Origin of the sequence: Rhodococcus sp. KB6, from assembly GCF_001445685.1 — a bacterium.
In the GTDB taxonomy this organism is placed as follows: Bacteria; Actinomycetota; Actinomycetes; order Mycobacteriales; family Mycobacteriaceae; genus Rhodococcus_F; species Rhodococcus_F qingshengii.
The window spans coordinates 366,317-382,537 of the sequence record NZ_LNAK01000043.1; the positions used below are offsets into that span (position 1 = coordinate 366,317).

The window sequence follows — 16,221 nt, forward strand, 5'->3', positions numbered from 1 at the left end:
GTCCGGCCAAGGCTCAGTTCGTACTGAATCCGCCGTTGGAGTGAAGGAGTTGTCCCGTAATCCAGCCTCCGGCGTCGGACATCAGAAACCGAACGAGGTTTGCAGTGTCGCCGGGAGTACCCAGCCGGCCGGCAGGAGTCTGGAGGGTTGTGGCCTGTCTGATCTCGGGTGTCATCCATCCTGTGTCGATAGGTCCTGGGTTGACGACGTTGGCTCGTATGCCGCGTGATCCAAGTTCGACTGCGGCGGCGATGACGATGCGGTCGAGAGCGCCCTTGCTGGCCCCGTACGGAAGATTGTGGGCCGCATGGTCGCTGGTGAGTGCGATGATCCGCCCGGCCACCTGACTGACGTCGCGCTGTTCCGGAAGCCGTTCAGCGAACGCTTTGATCAGCAGCCAGGAGGCGCGAGTGTTGACGGCGAAATGTCGTTCCCAGCTCTCGACGGTGGTATCGAGGATCGAGCTGTCGACGCTTTCGCAATGTGAGAGCACCAGCCCACGGAGGTCGTTCCGCGCTGCGGCAGCGTCAACGAGCTGATCGGCCACGTCGGGCGAGGCCAGATCTCCGGGAACGAGGTCGACACGGCTTCCGAGTGCGCGACACTTCTCGGCAATGTCTTGCGGATCGTGCGCTCCGCGCCCGAACCCGACGCGTTCGTCGTAAGGCTCCCAGTAGCCGATAGCCAGATCCCAACCATCCTCGGCAAGGCCCAATGCGAGGCCCGCTCCGATCGACTTGCTCCGACCGACACCGGTGATCAATACGGTCCCGCGCTTGTCAGACACTGCTCGCCTCCAGAGATGTCCTGCAATTCAAATGGGGTGAGGTCACTTCAGATGGAAGCATCACTGTAGCGGGCGAGCTGTCGCCTGTATCGAGCGAGCTGTCGCCGTGCCTCGACCTGACCTGTGTCTTGACACGGCGCTGTTCACAGCGTTTGACTGAGATGCAAGCTCGAGTTGATTCGCCCGACTGCGTTCCGGGAGGTTGACCTATGCGCGGCAATGGAATTGCAGGCAAGGCTTTCTCAGGCGAGGGCTGTAGACGTGGAGCACGGTCTCATCGCGGGACCGTCTCGGTTCTGGCTTTGGTTGGGGTGTGCGTACTTTCGTTTGCCACCACTCAGATGGCCGGCGCGCAACCGGTTGCAGAGAATGTCGATACCGGGTTCGTGATCCCTTTTGCCGGGGCACCGGTCTACGAGAGCGTCGCGCCCACGCAGATGACTACTCCGGATCAACTCAACCAGCCACTCGGTCAGCAGACTGCGGAAGAGATTGCCGCGCAGATCGGACTCGAGCCAGCCGACGCTTTGACCGAGGAGCAGTATCGCGACCTCATGGCCGGTGGTGGGGTCGGTGGCAATCTCGAGGATGCCGAGGTGATCGACGAATGCGCCCGGATTCTCACCAATACGAACGGGCGGCCCCTCTATTCCGGCACTACGCCGTCGGTTCTGGCCAGTTACGGGTTGTACGTGAATCCCGACGGATTGCTGGAGAGTCCGGCCAACGCGGATGCGCCGACGCGACAGGTGAATACGCTGATCGCCCCTGGCGGTTTCGTGGGCACCTGGTTGCGCAACAACGGTGCAACGCACACTCTGATTGCGCTCTATCAGTCGGCATACACGGTGCAGGCAGTCTACGGATTTGCAGCGCAACAGATTTCGGGAGCAGCGCAGCTGGTGGCCAACACCAAAGGCGATGTGAATTCGGAAGTCGGCATGTCGATGGCACCGCCGCTCTGGATAGTGAACTTCGCACTGCTCTACATCTTGAAGCCGTCACTGGCGGCGGCCATGCCTGCGCACTGGGCTCCCATTCCGCCTGCCGTTGCCGACGCCGTGAAAGCGAGTCCCACCGGTCAAGTCGCTTTCAGTGACTACGCGTCCTATTTCGAGTGATCGGTCTGGCGGACAGCGCTCACGAACTTCTCGATCAACGCGTGGTCCTTGACGCCGCGGGAGGATTCGACGCCGCTGGAGACGTCGACGCCCCAGGCTCCGGTGGCATCGAGTGCGTCGCGAACGTTGTCCGGGGACAGTCCGCCCGCCAGGATCCACTTGCCTTGCGGGCGCGATTGCTGTTGGGCCCAGTTCCACGGCACCCCTGATCCGGCGTCTGCGCCGTCGATCAGGAGTTCGTCCTCGCCGAGGTCGAGATTGTAACCGTCGCGGACGTTGCTGGAGACGACCGCGCGGATGACGGTGAGGCCGGCATCGTGCAGCCGCTGCACTTGCTCGGCGTCGACAAGATCGTGAACCTGTACGGTGCGAAGCCCGGTGATCTTCGCGATCTCGAGGATCTGTCCGATCGGGTTGCCGAGAAAGACTCCGATTGCACGGATGTGATCGGGAACTCGCGCGAGCAGAGCGACTGCGAGTGTGGGGTCGACTTTGCGGACGCTCTCGGCGAAGACGAAACCGATGGCGTCGACGCCCAGGCCCACCGTGAGGTCGACCGTGTCAACGTCGCGTAGGCCACAGACCTTGATGAATGTCACCTGATACAGAGTACTAGCGTCGTCGTCTAGCCTCGTGCGTGCGACATTTCTACGCGCGAGAGGTTTGACGTGGACTGGCTCTACCGAATCAGTTTGATCTCGGGACCGCTGCCGGTGATCCTGACTGTCCTTGGGGTCCTGGGTGGCGTGTGGCTGCTCGGTTCGAACGTGCGCTGGTACTACCGCAGAGCGGTGCCGATCGCGGGGCTGATTGCGCTGGTGATCATGATCGCCGTGTGGATCACCGTCGAAAAGGTGATCGTGCCGTTCCCCGATCCCATCGAGATGTCGATCTACGTGTGGATCGGTCTCGGTATCTACGCGCTGCTACTTCTCGGGCCGCGAATCAAGGCGGGCGGAACCGTCGCGAAAGCGCTCCTGTCCGTGATCGCGACGGTTCTGGTCGTCATCACTGCCGCGACGCAGATCAATCTGGTTTTCGCCGCGTATCCGACTGTGGGAATTGCGTTCGGACACGACGATTTCGACCGCATCTCACTCAGTGAAGTTCCCGGTCCGACCGATCCTGTTGTCACCGGCGATCCCACCGACACTGTGTGGAAAGCGCCGGAGGGCATGCCGATTCGCGGACGGGTCACGACTTTGCCTGTCCCCGGGACGATTTCAGGATTCTCCGCGCGCGACGCGCAGGTGTATCTGCCGCCGTCGTACTTCACCAATCCGCGTCCGCTTCTTCCCGTGCTCGTGCTCATGGCAGGTCAGCCTGGCAAGCCCGAGGACTGGCTCCAGGGCGGAAAGCTGACCGCGACAATGGATGCCTTTGCACGAGATCACGAGGGGTTGGCTCCAGTCGTCGTGATAGCCGATGGAACAGGGTCGCAGATGGCCAATCCGCTGTGCACCGACTCGTCACAGGGCAAGGTCGGCACGTATCTGGCAAAGGACTTGCCCGCTGCGGTGGCGAATGCGTTCCAGATCGACACGAATCCGCGAGCGTGGGCAATCGGCGGGCTCTCCTACGGTGGCACCTGCTCACTGCAGATGGCGACCAATTACCCCGAGGTGTACCCGACATTCCTCGATCTGTCCGGTCAATTGGAGCCTTCGCTCGGTGACCGACAGCGAACCGTCGACGAGATATTCGGCGGCGACGAAGCGGCGTTCGTGAAGGTGAATCCGATGGACCTGCTGGCGACTCGGAAGTTCCCGAACTCGGGCGGAGTGTTCGTCGTCGGAACAGATGACAATGAGTTCAAGCCCGGTCAGCAAAAGGTGTACGAAGCGGCCAAAGCGGCCGGAATGGACGCCAGGTATCTCGAGCTTCCCGGTGGTCACAGCTTTTCGGTGTGGTCGGCCGGCGTCGAGCAGGAGCTGACGTGGATCTCGCAGCGAATGGGACTGATCAGCTGAATCCTGTTCCGGTTTTGGAACGTGTTCTATATTCGGTGTGTGGCTGCCGTTCGGCAGTCTCTCGATCGTTCACCGACTGGAGTTCAGGCACATGTACGAGTGGTCCGACACCGACCTGATGTTCCGCGACGCCTTGCGGGGCTTTATCGACAAAGAGGTGCGACCTCACGTCGACGAGCTCGAAAGCGGTGCGCTGCCGCCGTTCGACATCATTCGCAAGCTGTACTCGACCTTCGGTCTGGCCGACATGGCACGCGAGGGCCTCGAGAAGTCGCTGGCACGCGAGCGCGGCGATGCGCCCTCCGGTGACGGTGAGAAGTCGAGCGCCTTCAGCGGCGCCGGCAGCATGGGCGTCGTGCTCAACAGCGAATTGGCCGGAGTCAGCCTCGGCCTGGTCGCATCGTTGGGTGTCAGCCTCGGATTGGCCGCCGGAACTATCCGCAGCCGCGGCACACTCGCGCAGAAGGAACGCTGGCTCCCCGGCCTGGTGACATTCGAGACCGTCGGCGCCTGGGCGATCACCGAACCGGACTCCGGCTCGGATGCCTTCGGCGGCATGAAGTCCTACGTACGCCGCGACGGCGACGACTACATTCTCAACGGCAACAAGACCTTCATCACCAACGGTCCGTACGCCGACGTGATGATCGTGTACGCAAAGCTCGACGAGGGCGATGCGTCGGTTGATCGTCGCGATCGCAAGGTGCTCGCCTTCATCCTCGACACGGGCATGGAGGGTCTCACACAGAGCCCGCCGTTCAAGAAGATGGGCATGAACTCCTCACCCACAGGTGAGCTGTTCTTCGACAACGTTCGCATCACCAAGGACCGTCTGCTCGGCGAGACTGAGGACAGCGGAAAGTCGGACGGCAAATCCAGCGCCAAGGAGAGCTTTGCCGCCGAACGCATCGGCATCGCGTCCCTGTCTCTCGGCATCATCAACGAATGCCACCGTCTGAGTATCGAATACGCGAAGTCCCGCAAACTGTGGGGACGCGAGATCGGGCAGTTCCAGCTCATCCAGCTCAAGCTGGCCGAGATGGAGGTCGCTCGAATCAACGTGCAGAACATGGTCTTCAACGCGATCGAACGTACCGCGGCCGGAGACAAGGTGAGTCTCGCGGAGGCGTCGGCGATGAAGCTGTACTCCTCGCGCGCAGCGACCGAGGTCGCGATGGAAGCCGTGCAGCTGTTCGGTGGAAACGGCTACATGGCCGAGTACCGAGTCGAGCAGTTGGCGCGTGATGCCAAGTCGCTCATGATCTATGCGGGCAGCAACGAAATTCAGGTCACCCATATCGCCAAGGGTCTCTTGGGCTGACACCGGTACGTTTTCGCTTGTCGGTCGATCGCAGCAGGAACCAGATAGTCTTGCTGCGGTCGGCGACACCGCGCCGACGGATCGGAGTAAGCAGTGAACGCGTCAGATCCCATTGCGTCAGATTTCACTGCGCCGGATCCCACCAATGTTCATCCGATGGCCGGGCAACCGCGAGTGGTGTTGCTGAGGCCGTTGATCGACAACCCGTTGATCGAGGTAGGGGAGTACACCTACTACGACGATCCGGAGTTCGCCGAAGAGTTCGAGACTCGAAACGTGTTGCATCACTACGGTCCCGACAAACTGGTGATCGGAAAGTTCTGCGCCCTGGCCACCGGTGTCACCTTCATCATGAACGGCGCGAACCATCGTATGAACGGTGTCTCCACCTACCCGTTTCCGATCATGGGCGGTGATTGGGCCAGGCACATGGATTTGGTGCAGGATTTGCCGTCGCGCGGTGACACCGTCGTGGGGAACGACGTGTGGTTCGGCGGGAACGTGACAGTCATGCCCGGTGTCCGGATCGGTCACGGGTCGATCGTGTCCACTGGCGCCGTCGTAACGCGCGACGTCCCGGACTACGCAATTGTCGGCGGCAACCCGGCAACGGAGATCAAGCGCCGCTTCAGTGCCGAAGACATCGAGAAGTTGGTGCGAATTGCGTGGTGGGACTGGCCGATCGAGAAGATCACCCGCCACGTCCGGGTGATCTCGGACGGGAGTGTCGCGGAACTCGAAGCGGTCGAGTGATCTACCGATCTGCTAGTTCGATCGAGTGAGCGAGTAGTTCCGGAGATAAAGCAGGGCGGCCGCGAGAAGGCCGACGGCAAGACCTGTTGCGGTGAAGGTGATCAGGTTCGGCTCGAGGTCGAAGTGGATGATGGTCAGGCGAGCACTCCGAGGATGCTCAGGAGCATGCCGGTCGCGATGAAAACTGCGAAGAGTGGTTCTGTAACACGGTCGCGCAGCGTTGTGAGTCGCATTCGACGATCGTCTCATCTCAGCCCGAGATCGAGAGTCTTTGTCGGTGGCTTCCATTAACGTGTGCGCATGACTCTCACACTCGGCATGATCACCTTCGACAGTCTCGATCCCGGTCCGCTCGCAACGTGGTGGGCAGCGCAGTTGGGCGGAAACATCGTCGAGGAAAACGACGGTTGGTTCTACATCGTCTCGGTCCCTGACAGCGCCACCAACTTCGCATTCCAGAAGGTCCCGGACCCCACCGCCGGCAAGAATCGCATCCATCTCGATTTGGGGAGTCCGGATCTCGACGCCGAGGTGGCGCGGCTCGTCGAGGCCGGAGCAACTGAGCACCACCGCGAAAACATGGACGGTTTCCGCTGGGTGACGCTCCTCGATCCTGATGGGAATCAGTTCTGCGTGTCCGGTCCTCACGCCTGAGCTAACCGATTCTGTGCTCACCTGATTCGTGGCCACTGATATCCCGGACACCTGTTCGGGCATGATGAGAGGCATGACTTCTCAGACTTCTCGGGCGGCTCGGGCCGGGGCGGCTTCTCTGACCGGGGCCGACGCAGACGGCTTGTGCAGCCTCGTCGATTCGTCACCGTCGCCGTTCCATGTGTGCGCGACGGTGGCGACCGAGCTGACGGCCGGCGGGTTCGTCGAAGTCCACGAAACGCAGTCGTGGCCAGCCGAGCCCGGACGGTACTTCCTCGTGCGAGGCGGTTCGCTGATCGCCTGGAGCACCGAGGGTGTGGGAAGTACCGCTCCGTTCCGGATTGTCGGAGGTCATACCGACAGCCCGAACCTGCGGGTCAAACAGCATCCCGACCTCACTTCGGCCGGGTGGCAGATGGTGGGCCTCGAACCGTATGGCGGTGCGTGGCTGAACTCGTGGCTCGACCGCGATCTCGGTATCTCCGGACGATTGAGTGTCCGGGTGGGAAACACTGTGGAGCAGAAGCTGGTTCGCATTGACGACCCGATTCTTCGTGTTCCGCAGCTGGCTATCCACCTGTCCGAAGATCGCAAGGGTGTGACGCTGGATCCGCAGCGGCACGTCAACGGAATCTGGGGAGTGGGTTCGAAGCCCAAGTCTTTCATCGGCTTTGTCGCCGAGCGTGCGGGTGTAGCCGCGTCGTCGGTTCTCGGCTGGGAATTGATGACACACGACCTTGCGCCCAGCGCAGTCGTGGGGGTGGACAAGGAATTGGTCAGCGCCCCCAGGCTCGACAATCAGGGCACGTGTTATGCAGGGACACAAGCACTTTTGGCCGCGGCTGAGTCGCCCGGTCAGCAGGTCCCAGTGCTTGCTCTCTTCGATCATGAAGAGGTCGGCAGCATGTCCGATCGCGGAGCTTTCTCGGACCTGCTGAACACCGTGCTCGAGCGGATCGTGTTGGGACGCGGTGGTGGCCGCGAAGAATTCCTGCAGGCGATGGCCGGCTCGGTATGCGCGTCGGGCGACATGGCACACGCGACGCACCCCAATTACCCGGACCGCCACGAGCCCGCTCATCGGATCGAGATCAACGGTGGGCCGGTACTCAAGGTGAACCAGAACCTGCGCTACGCCACCGATGCGGCCGGTGCCGGCGAATTCGCGCTCGCGTGCGATCAGGCGGGAGTGCCGATGCAGCGCTACGTCCACCGCGCTGATCTGCCGTGCGGCTCCACCATCGGACCGATCACGGCATCACGCACCGGACTGTCCACCGTCGACGTCGGCGCGCCTCAGCTCGCGATGCACTCTGCCCGCGAGCTGATGGGCGCGGCAGATGTCCGCATGTATGCCGACGCGCTCGGTGCGTTCCTCACGCCGCGTAGTTAGAGGGTGGGTAGCTGGGAGCGGGCAGTCAAACGGCTGAGAGCCCAGCGGGTGTAGCCGGTAGATCCTCGAAGAAGTCGGCGCTCGGAGTGAAGAACATCGAGCCCGTCACGGCCGTCGAGAAATCGAGCAGACGGTCGTAATTGCCGCGAGGGTTGCCGAGAAACATGTTCTCGAGCATCCGTTCGGTGATCGCCGGCGTGCGGCAGTAGCCGATGAAAAAGGTGCCGATCTCGTCGTCACCGAGGCGCCCGTACGGCATGTTGGCACGCAGGATCTCGAGAGCCTTGCCGTTCTCGTCCTTGATTGCGTTGAGGGCTACGTGCGAGTTGGCCGGCTTCACTTCGGACGTCATCTCGATGTCCTCGAGCTTGCTGCGTCCGATCACACGTTCCTGCTCGTCGACGGTGATTGCTTCCCAGTCCCGCATCTTGTGGACGTAGCGCTGGATATGGACGTAGCTTCCTCCGGTGAACGCAGGATCTTCGTCTCCGACAGTCACGGCGGCGACGGCGTCGCGGCCCACCGGATTCTCGGTGCCGTCGACGAAGCCGATGAGGTCGCGGTTCTCGAAGTACTGGAAGCCGTGAACCTCGTCGACCACCGTGGCTGCGCCGTGCAGTCGCTTCGTGATCTGCCGAGCCACCTCGAAACACGCATCCATGCTCATCGCGCGGATGTGGAAGAGCAGATCGCCGGGAGTCGACGGCGCCCAGTGAACGTCGCCCTGCAAAGCGGTGAACGGGTGCAGTAGCGCGGGGCGCGGACCGGCGAACAGTCGATCCCAAACCGACGAACCGATGCTTGTCACCACATCCAAACCTGATCCGGGGACGCGCAGCCCCACGGCGCGCTGTAGGCCGGCGACGTCGGCGAGTAGTTCTCGTGTGGTGTTCTCGCCACCCGGATTCACGGTCGCGACCAGGAAAATCGCAGCCGGAGTGAGGGGAGTGGTCACCGACTGGGACTGTGCCGTGAGGTCGGACTGACGAACATCCTGGGGCATGCGAGACCTTTCGAGGGAGAGAGTGGACCGGCCCTGACTTTAGGAAAACCGACCGGATCACCCAACCGGGGCGGGTGTGACCGGCGATACTTCGCAGGCCCGGAGGTGTTGCGGGTGCTGCCGTCTGCGGAAGTCGTCGGCCCACACCGATAGACTGTCCCCCGGCACGTTCTTTCGTTGGGCACATTCGTGGTGTCCCGCTCCGCGCCGGCTTGCCTCTTGACTCCCGTAGGGAAGGGACCACTCTCCAGTGTCTGCTCACCAGGTCGATACCGTCACGCACGCATCGGCTGATCCCGATGCCGCTCAGCCGTTCAAGGAGCTCGGTCTCAAGGACGACGAATACGCACGCATCAAGGAGATCCTGGGCCGCCGTCCCACGGACGCCGAACTGGCGATGTACTCGGTGATGTGGAGCGAGCACTGCTCGTACAAGTCCTCCAAGGTCCACCTCGGATACTTCGGCAAGACCACCACCGACGAGATGCGCGCCAACATGCTGGCCGGTATCGGTGAGAACGCCGGCGTCGTCGACATCGGTGACGGCTGGGCAGTCACGTTCAAGGTCGAGAGCCACAACCACCCGTCGTACGTCGAGCCCTACCAGGGTGCGGCGACCGGTGTCGGCGGCATCGTCCGCGACATCATGGCCATGGGTGCTCGTCCGATCGCCGTCATGGATCAGCTTCGGTTCGGTGCTGCTGACGCCCCCGATACCCGTCGCGTCGTCGACGGTGTCGTGCGTGGTGTCGGTGGATACGGAAACTCCCTCGGCCTGCCGAACATCGGCGGCGAGACGGTCTTCGACGAGTCCTATGCAGGTAACCCGCTGGTCAACGCCCTCGCTGCCGGCGTCATGCGCGTCGAGGATCTGCATCTGGCCTTCGCTTCGGGTGCAGGCAACAAGATCATTCTGTTCGGTGCTCGCACCGGTCTCGACGGAATCGGCGGCGTCTCGGTCCTCGCGTCGGCGACGTTCGACGACGAGGGTGGAGACACCGGCGGACGTAAGAAGCTGCCCGCGGTTCAGGTCGGCGACCCGTTCACCGAGAAGGTGCTCATCGAGTGCTGTCTCGACCTTTACAAGGCCGGCCTCGTCGTCGGCATCCAGGACCTCGGCGGCGCCGGGCTGTCCTGCGCCACCTCCGAGCTGGCCGCGGCCGGCGACGGCGGCATGCACATCAACCTCGAGAAGGTTCCGATGCGCGCCACCGGCATGACCCCGGCCGAGGTGCTCTCTAGCGAATCGCAGGAGCGCATGTGCGCCGTGGTCACGCCCGAGAACGTCGATGCGTTCATGGAGGTCTGCAAGAAGTGGGACGTCCTGGCCACCGACATCGGCGAGGTCACCGACGGTGAGCACCTCACCATCTCCTGGCACGGCGAGACCGTCGTCGACGTTCCCCCGCGCACCGTCGCGCACGAGGGTCCGGTTTACCACCGCCCCGTCGAGCGTCCGGCAACGCAGGATGCCTTGATCGCGAATACGACTGCCGGACTGAAGCGTCCCGAAACCGACGCCGAGCTCGAAGCGACCCTGCTGAAGATGATCGCCTCGCCTGCCCTGTGCAGCCGCAAGTGGATCACCGAGCAGTACGACCGCTACGTCCGCGGAAACACCGTCCTGGCCGAGAACGCCGACGGCGGTGTCATCCGCATCGACGAGAAGACCGGACGCGGAATCGCACTGTCCACCGACGCTTCGGGCCGCTACACCGCGCTCGACCCGTACACCGGTGCGCAGCTCGCGTTGGCCGAGGCTTTCCGCAACGTGGCAGTCACGGGCGCAACGCCCAAGGCCGTCTCCAACTGCCTGAACTTCGGTTCTCCCGAGGACCCGGGTGTCATGTGGCAGTTCCAGCAGGCCGTTCGCGGCCTTGCCGACGGCTGCGCCACCCTCGGCATCCCCGTCACCGGCGGCAACGTCAGCTTCTACAACCAGACCGGATCCACGGCAATCCTGCCGACGCCGGTGGTTGCCGTCCTCGGTGTGATCGACGACGTTCACCGCCGCATCCCGACGGGCCTCGGACTCGAGCCCGGCGAGACGCTGATCCTGCTCGGCGACACCCACGACGAGTTCGACGGCTCCATCTGGTCGCAGGTCGAGCACGGTCACCTCGGTGGCGTGCCGCCGAAGGTCGACCTCGCCCGTGAGCAACTGCTCGCCGACATTCTGCTCGCCTCCTCGCGTGACGGTCTCGTCACCGCAGCCCACGACCTCTCCGAGGGTGGACTGGCCCAGGCAGTCGTCGAAGCCGCGCTGGCCGGCGAAACCGGTTGCCGCATCCTGATTCCCGAGGGCGCAGATCCGTTCGTGACCTTGTTCTCGGAATCGTCGGGACGTGTCCTCGTTGCAGTTCCGCGTACCGAGGAGACTCGCTTCACCGGTATGTGCACCGCCCGCGGCTTGCCGTGGACGCGTATCGGGGTCGTCGACGAGGGCAGCGACTCCGTCGAGGTCCAGGGACACTTCTCCGTCACGATGGCCAAGCTCCGTGAGGCCTTCGAGGGAACGCTGCCCGCACTGTTCGGGTGATAGATGGTCGATTCCGGAGAACTGACTTCTTCTGACAGCCAGCCGCAGGAACACCACCTGCGGCTGGCTGTTCCCGCACCCCTCGAGAAGCTCGACAACCGCTTCACCGAGTGGGCGTGGGGGCTCCTCAAACTCGACTTCACCGGCATCGCGTTTGCCGCGTTCTTCTTCTGCTGGTCGTTGACCCCTTCGCTGTTGCCGCGCGATTGGCTTTTCCAAGGTCTGATCGGCGGAATCAACTCGGCCATCGGCTACGGCGTCGGTACTGCGATCGGTTGGGCTGTCGAGCGATACCTGCTCAGCGGGCGACGGTGGTGGCCACTGCCCGAGCCGGTGCCTTCCGCGATCAAGGTCTTCGTTCCGGTCGCGTCCATCGTCGCGGCGATCATCATGCTGGTCTACGCGGCCGGGTGGCAACGTGAAATCGCGGCACTGACCGATGCCGAAGGCACGACCACTTCCGGCTACATCCGAACCCTCGGACTGAGCCTGCTCGTCGGTGGCCTGCTCATCTCGATCTGGCGGGTCCTCCACGATCTGGTGAAACTGATTGCCCGACAGCTGATGCGGCGGTTCCACTGGTCACGGTCGGTGGCCAATGGCGTCGGTGTCCTGGTTGTCACCGTCCTGTTCTTCATGCTGGTCGACGGCGTCCTGGTCCGCGGAATCTATGCAGCGACCAACTCGATCTTCAGTCTGCAGAACTCGACCACTCGCGACGGCGTCGTCGAACCGCAGGATCCGATGAAATCGGGTAGCCCCGAATCAGCCGCTCCCTGGGACACATTGGGGTTCGAGGGACGAAACTTCGTCTCGCGCGGACTCGACGCGCAGGAACTCGAAGCGGCAACCGGTAAGCCTGCGATGGATCCGATTCGCGTATATGCCGGACTTGAAAGCGCCGAAGATCCCGAAGAGCGTATGGATCTGGTCATCAAGGAGCTGGAGAGGACCGGCGCATTCCAGCGCAAGGTTCTCGTGGTCATTCCGACGACGGGTACGGGGTGGGTCAATCCCACTGCGGCGCAGGCAATCGAACTTGTGCACGACGGCGACACTGCTCTTGTCGCCAGCCAGTACTCGTACCTGCCGAGTTGGATCTCATTCCTCGCCGACCAGGAGAAGGCGCAAGCTGCCGGACGCCTGTTGATCGAGCGGGTACACGAAAGATGGCTCCAGGAACCGGAAGCCACCAGGCCGAAGTTCATGGTCTACGGCGAGAGCCTCGGCGTCATGGCCGGCGCCGGAGCCTTCGACACACTGCAAGCGGCGCGCGATACCGCCGACGGAATTCTGTGGGTTGGCCCACCGAACGCGACGCAGTTGTGGCGTTCGATCGAGAAGAGGCGCGATCCCGGCACTCCCGAAGTAGCTCCTGTCTACGCGGACGGCTTGGCCGGTGTGCGGTTCGCGGATCGCTCCGAAGACATTCCGACCGACGGGATGACGTGGCCGCAGCCGCGGGTTCTGTTTGTCCAGCACCCTTCCGATCCAGTGGTGTGGTGGTCACCCGACCTCATGTTCAATCGGCCCGAGTGGCTCAAGGAAGTACCCGGTTTCGACCGCTCGCCGTCGATGAAATGGTTCCCGGTCGTGACGTTCTGGCAGGTGTCTGCAGACCTCGGTAACGCCGCGGGAGTTCCCGACGGCCATGGTCACAATTACGGAACCTCCGTTCTGGACGCCTGGATCAGCGTCGCCCAGCCCGAGGGATGGACGGCCGCAGAAACCGAGCGAGTGCGGTCGGCATTGGTTGTCGCCGTGAAATCAGAGGGCCCCGAGAAGTGAGGGGAGTCGCCTCGATCGCGCTCTCCGCTACCGCGATCACCTGGAGCAACGTCGTGCTTCCGGCATTCGGTCTTTCGCCCCGAGCCCGCGCCGTGGTCAACACCGCGGCCGGTCTGTCGGCCATCGGAGTCCTACTCGCACGTGGTTACACCCGCGAGGAACTCGGCTTGGCGCACACCGGCATTCGTGGTGGTGCTCAGTTCGGCGGAGCCGCGGCGGGGGCGGTCCTTACCGGCTACAGCGTCGCTTTGGCCGTTCCGTCCTTGCGCGCGACTCTCGCTGCCGACGAGCGAGCAGACGGCCGCGAAGACTTCCTCGAATGGATCATCCTGCACATCCCGTTCGGGACGGTGCTCTCCGAGGAACTGTTGTTCCGTAGCGCGATGTCGGCCGTCTGGAGCCGCGAACTGAACAGGCCGACCGCGCAGGCTGTTCACGCACTGACCTTCGGGCTGTGGCACGTCGCTCCCGCTCGCGGTGCCGGCGACAACGTTCCCGCAGCAGTGGCGTTCACCGGCGCTTCGGCATTGCTGTTCGAGTGGCTGCACCGCCGTGGCGGCAGCGTACTTGCCCCCGCCCTGCTGCACCTGGCCACGAATGCCGGTGGCGCACTTGCCGTTCGTATCGCTACTCGCAGACAGGGAGTGAACTGATGCCGCCCCGCCGCGCCGTCGACCCCGCCGAATTTCGTGCCGCCGTCCTGGCCGTCGGCCCGTGGCTTCGAGATCCGGAACTGCCGAAGCCTTCGCGCAGTGAACTCGGTGCGGCAGTGAAGATGAGTGCGCGCACTCTCGAACAGATCGCCCCCGGATCGAGCGTCGAGGTGCGGGTCCCACCGTTTGTTGCGGTGCAATGCATCGAAGGTCCGCGTCACACGCGCGGAACCCCGCCCAACGTCGTCGAGACGGACGCTCGGACGTGGTTGCAGATGGTCACCGGATTGCTCGAGTTCTCCGAGGCCTCAGGTGACGGAAGAGTCGACGCCTCAGGTAGCCGCGCTCCCGAAATTGCGCACTGGCTCCCACTGCTGCGGTTGACCTAGCAACAGAGGGGTTGGCGCAGCAACAGAGTGGTTGACGCAGTAACAGTGAGAGACCATCCGGTTCGCTTCGGCGTGATCTGAGAGCCAAGGCAGCCCTCAGGGGAAGTGAGTCCCAAAATGGCCGTAGACTGTGGATGCCCCCCAACCCCTGCCCACAAAGGGAGCGCCCGGTGACTCGTGCCGATCTGTCGGTCAACAGTCCAAATCTCCTCGCTTCGAACCCGTCCGACGAGGACGAGAACGAGCCCCGCGAAGAATGCGGTGTATTCGGCGTCTGGGCGCCGGGAGAGGATGTGGCGAAGCTCACTTATTACGGCCTGTACGCACTTCAGCACCGTGGTCAAGAAGCTGCCGGCATTGCGGTAGCCGACGGCTCCCAGGTGTTGGTGTTCAAGGATCTCGGCCTGGTCAGCCAGGTATTCGACGAGCAGACCCTCGCAGCGATGCCAGGTCACGTCGCCGTCGGACATTGCCGTTACTCCACCACCGGTTCCACGACGTGGGAGAACGCGCAGCCCATCTTCCGTACCACCACTGCCGGAACCGGCATCGCGCTCGGCCACAACGGCAACCTGGTCAACACCGCTGAACTCGCGAGCCGCACCCGTGCAGCCGGCCTGGTCAACGACAAGCGCCCCAACGCAGCGACTTCCGACTCCGACCTCATCGGTGGTCTCCTGGCACACGCTGCCGGCGACAGCACCATCGAACAGGCCGCAATGGAATTGCTTCCCACGTTGGAGGGCGCGTTCTGCCTCACCTTCATGGACGAGCACACGCTGTACGCAGCGCGCGATCCGCACGGCATCCGCCCGCTCTGCCTCGGTCGACTCGACCGCGGTTGGGTAGTCGCCAGCGAGACGGCAGCCCTCGACATCGTCGGTGCGTCGTTCGTTCGCGACATCGAACCCGGTGAGCTGCTTGCGATCGACGCCGACGGCGTTCGCTCCTCACGTTTCGCGAATCCGACGCCCAAGGGATGTGTCTTCGAGTACGTCTACCTTGCCCGTCCCGACAGCGTCATCGGTGGCCGTTCGGTCCACTCGACCCGCGTCGAGATCGGCCGTCTGCTCGCCAGCGAGCATCCCGCCGAAGGTGACTTGGTCATCCCCGTTCCCGAGTCCGGCACCCCCGCAGCCGTCGGATACGCACAGGGCTCAGGCATCCCCTACGGCCAGGGTCTGATGAAGAACGCCTACGTGGGCCGTACCTTCATCCAGCCGTCGCAGACGATCCGTCAGCTCGGTATCAGGCTCAAGCTCAACCCGCTCAAGGAAGTCATCCGCGGCAAGCGCCTTGTGGTGGTGGACGATTCGATCGTCCGCGGTAACACTCAGCGTGCGCTCATCCGGATGCTCCGCGAAGCCGGCGCCCTTGAAATTCACGTCCGTATCGCCTCGCCGCCGGTCAAGTGGCCCTGCTTCTACGGCATCGACTTCGCCTCACCGGCCGAATTGATTGCCAACGGCGCGGGCGGACAGGATGCGACGTTCGAGGAGATGCTCGACGGTGTGCGTCGTTCCATCGGAGCGGACACCCTCGGATACATCTCCACCGAGGGCATGATCGCCGCCACCGAGCAGCCGGCCAGCCGTCTGTGCGCCGCGTGCTTCGACGGGACCTACCCGATCGCGCTTCCCAAGGAAACGTCGATCGGCAAGAACGTCCTCGAGGGGATGCTCGAGAGCACCGCAGGTTCGACGGCCACTCGCGACAACGACAATGCGAGCGCGCTCAGCCGCCCCTGAACATCAGAATCGTTGAAATTCGACAGCCGAGAATCTGCCGTCCACAGCATGTGGGCGGCAGATTTTCTGTTCACGACTTTCTGTTCCACGACACGGCATACG

At 63.3% G+C, this 16,221-nt stretch carries 14 protein-coding genes; 11 read left to right on the top strand and 3 right to left on the bottom strand.

All coding sequences use genetic code 11. The features are described 5' to 3' along the window. Positions 1-13: 13 nt before the first annotated feature. Complete coding sequence (locus ASU23_RS08825; RefSeq protein WP_058037742.1) at positions 14-787, bottom strand: SDR family oxidoreductase; 774 nt, start codon at positions 785-787, stop codon at positions 14-16. Between the two features lie 209 nt (positions 788-996). Between ASU23_RS08825 and ASU23_RS08830 the strand changes: the two genes are divergently transcribed. Next, entirely contained in the window at positions 997-1,908 is a 912-nt protein-coding gene (locus ASU23_RS08830) for a hypothetical protein (protein WP_058037743.1), read from the top strand. Here the strand turns inward: ASU23_RS08830 and ASU23_RS08835 are convergent. Continuing rightward, entirely contained in the window at positions 1,896-2,507 is a 612-nt protein-coding gene (locus ASU23_RS08835; protein ID WP_058037744.1) for a phosphoribosylanthranilate isomerase, read from the bottom strand. The genes ASU23_RS08830 and ASU23_RS08835 overlap by 13 nt on opposite strands. Before the next feature lie 69 nt (positions 2,508-2,576). Here ASU23_RS08835 and ASU23_RS08840 point away from each other — a divergent pair, with 69 nt between their 5' ends. From ASU23_RS08840 to ASU23_RS08865, 5 genes are all read left to right on the top strand, one after another. Further along, positions 2,577-3,878: an esterase family protein gene (locus ASU23_RS08840; protein WP_030535234.1), complete on the top strand. Its 1,302-nt coding sequence runs from the start codon at positions 2,577-2,579 to the stop codon at positions 3,876-3,878. 91 nt (positions 3,879-3,969) lie between these two features. Further along, the gene (locus ASU23_RS08845; RefSeq protein WP_058037899.1) at positions 3,970-5,199 is read left to right on the top strand and encodes an acyl-CoA dehydrogenase family protein; all 1,230 of its coding nucleotides are present in this window, start codon (positions 3,970-3,972) and stop codon (positions 5,197-5,199) included. 156 nt (positions 5,200-5,355) lie between these two features. Next, positions 5,356-5,952: a CatB-related O-acetyltransferase gene (locus ASU23_RS08850; RefSeq protein WP_037125853.1), complete on the top strand. Its 597-nt coding sequence runs from the start codon at positions 5,356-5,358 to the stop codon at positions 5,950-5,952. A 300-nt stretch (positions 5,953-6,252) separates the two neighbouring features. Next, positions 6,253-6,606, top strand: a complete 354-nt coding sequence (locus ASU23_RS08860) for a VOC family protein (RefSeq protein WP_003939907.1) — start codon at positions 6,253-6,255, stop codon at positions 6,604-6,606. A gap of 73 nt (positions 6,607-6,679) precedes the next feature. After that, positions 6,680-7,999, top strand: a complete 1,320-nt coding sequence (locus tag ASU23_RS08865) for a M18 family aminopeptidase (RefSeq protein WP_058037746.1) — start codon at positions 6,680-6,682, stop codon at positions 7,997-7,999. A gap of 25 nt (positions 8,000-8,024) precedes the next feature. On the opposite strand, the gene ASU23_RS08870 is transcribed toward ASU23_RS08865, so the two are convergent. Beyond that, positions 8,025-9,002, bottom strand: a complete 978-nt coding sequence (locus ASU23_RS08870) for a Dyp-type peroxidase (protein WP_058037747.1) — start codon at positions 9,000-9,002, stop codon at positions 8,025-8,027. Between the two features lie 250 nt (positions 9,003-9,252). On the opposite strand from ASU23_RS08870, the gene purL reads away from it, so the two are divergent. From purL to purF, 5 genes are all read left to right on the top strand, one after another. Continuing rightward, positions 9,253-11,541 carry a phosphoribosylformylglycinamidine synthase subunit PurL gene (purL, locus tag ASU23_RS08875; RefSeq protein ID WP_003940379.1) on the top strand — a complete coding sequence of 763 codons (2,289 nt, stop codon included), beginning with the start codon at positions 9,253-9,255 and terminating at the stop codon, positions 11,539-11,541. 3 nt (positions 11,542-11,544) lie between these two features. After that, positions 11,545-13,329 carry an alpha/beta-hydrolase family protein gene (locus ASU23_RS08880; RefSeq protein WP_042922291.1) on the top strand — a complete coding sequence of 595 codons (1,785 nt, stop codon included), beginning with the start codon at positions 11,545-11,547 and terminating at the stop codon, positions 13,327-13,329. After that, positions 13,326-13,982, top strand: coding sequence for a CPBP family intramembrane glutamic endopeptidase (locus ASU23_RS08885; RefSeq protein ID WP_007733821.1), 657 nt, complete (start codon positions 13,326-13,328; stop codon positions 13,980-13,982). The genes ASU23_RS08880 and ASU23_RS08885 overlap by 4 nt, the downstream gene beginning before the upstream one ends. Next, entirely contained in the window at positions 13,982-14,371 is a 390-nt protein-coding gene (locus tag ASU23_RS08890) for a sterol carrier family protein (protein WP_007733822.1), read from the top strand. Before ASU23_RS08885 ends, ASU23_RS08890 begins: the two co-directional genes overlap by 1 nt. 170 nt (positions 14,372-14,541) lie before the next feature. After that, complete coding sequence (purF, locus tag ASU23_RS08895) at positions 14,542-16,119, top strand: amidophosphoribosyltransferase (RefSeq protein ID WP_003940541.1); 1,578 nt, start codon at positions 14,542-14,544, stop codon at positions 16,117-16,119. Positions 16,120-16,221 lie beyond the last annotated feature (102 nt).

What these genes read in the sequence shown, in the direction of transcription:
- ASU23_RS08830 (WP_058037743.1), top strand. Translation starts at nt 997, where the DNA reads ATGCGCGGCAATGGAATTGCAGGCAAGGCTTTCTCAGGCGAGGGCTGT.
- ASU23_RS08845 (WP_058037899.1), top strand. Translation starts at nt 3,970, where the DNA reads ATGTACGAGTGGTCCGACACCGACCTGATGTTCCGCGACGCCTTGCGG.
- ASU23_RS08850 (WP_037125853.1), top strand. Translation starts at nt 5,356, where the DNA reads ATGGCCGGGCAACCGCGAGTGGTGTTGCTGAGGCCGTTGATCGACAAC.
- ASU23_RS08860 (WP_003939907.1), top strand. Translation starts at nt 6,253, where the DNA reads ATGACTCTCACACTCGGCATGATCACCTTCGACAGTCTCGATCCCGGT.
- ASU23_RS08865 (WP_058037746.1), top strand. Translation starts at nt 6,680, where the DNA reads ATGACTTCTCAGACTTCTCGGGCGGCTCGGGCCGGGGCGGCTTCTCTG.
- ASU23_RS08870 (WP_058037747.1), bottom strand. Translation starts at nt 9,002, where the DNA reads ATGCCCCAGGATGTTCGTCAGTCCGACCTCACGGCACAGTCCCAGTCG.
- ASU23_RS08880 (WP_042922291.1), top strand. Translation starts at nt 11,545, where the DNA reads ATGGTCGATTCCGGAGAACTGACTTCTTCTGACAGCCAGCCGCAGGAA.
- ASU23_RS08890 (WP_007733822.1), top strand. Translation starts at nt 13,982, where the DNA reads ATGCCGCCCCGCCGCGCCGTCGACCCCGCCGAATTTCGTGCCGCCGTC.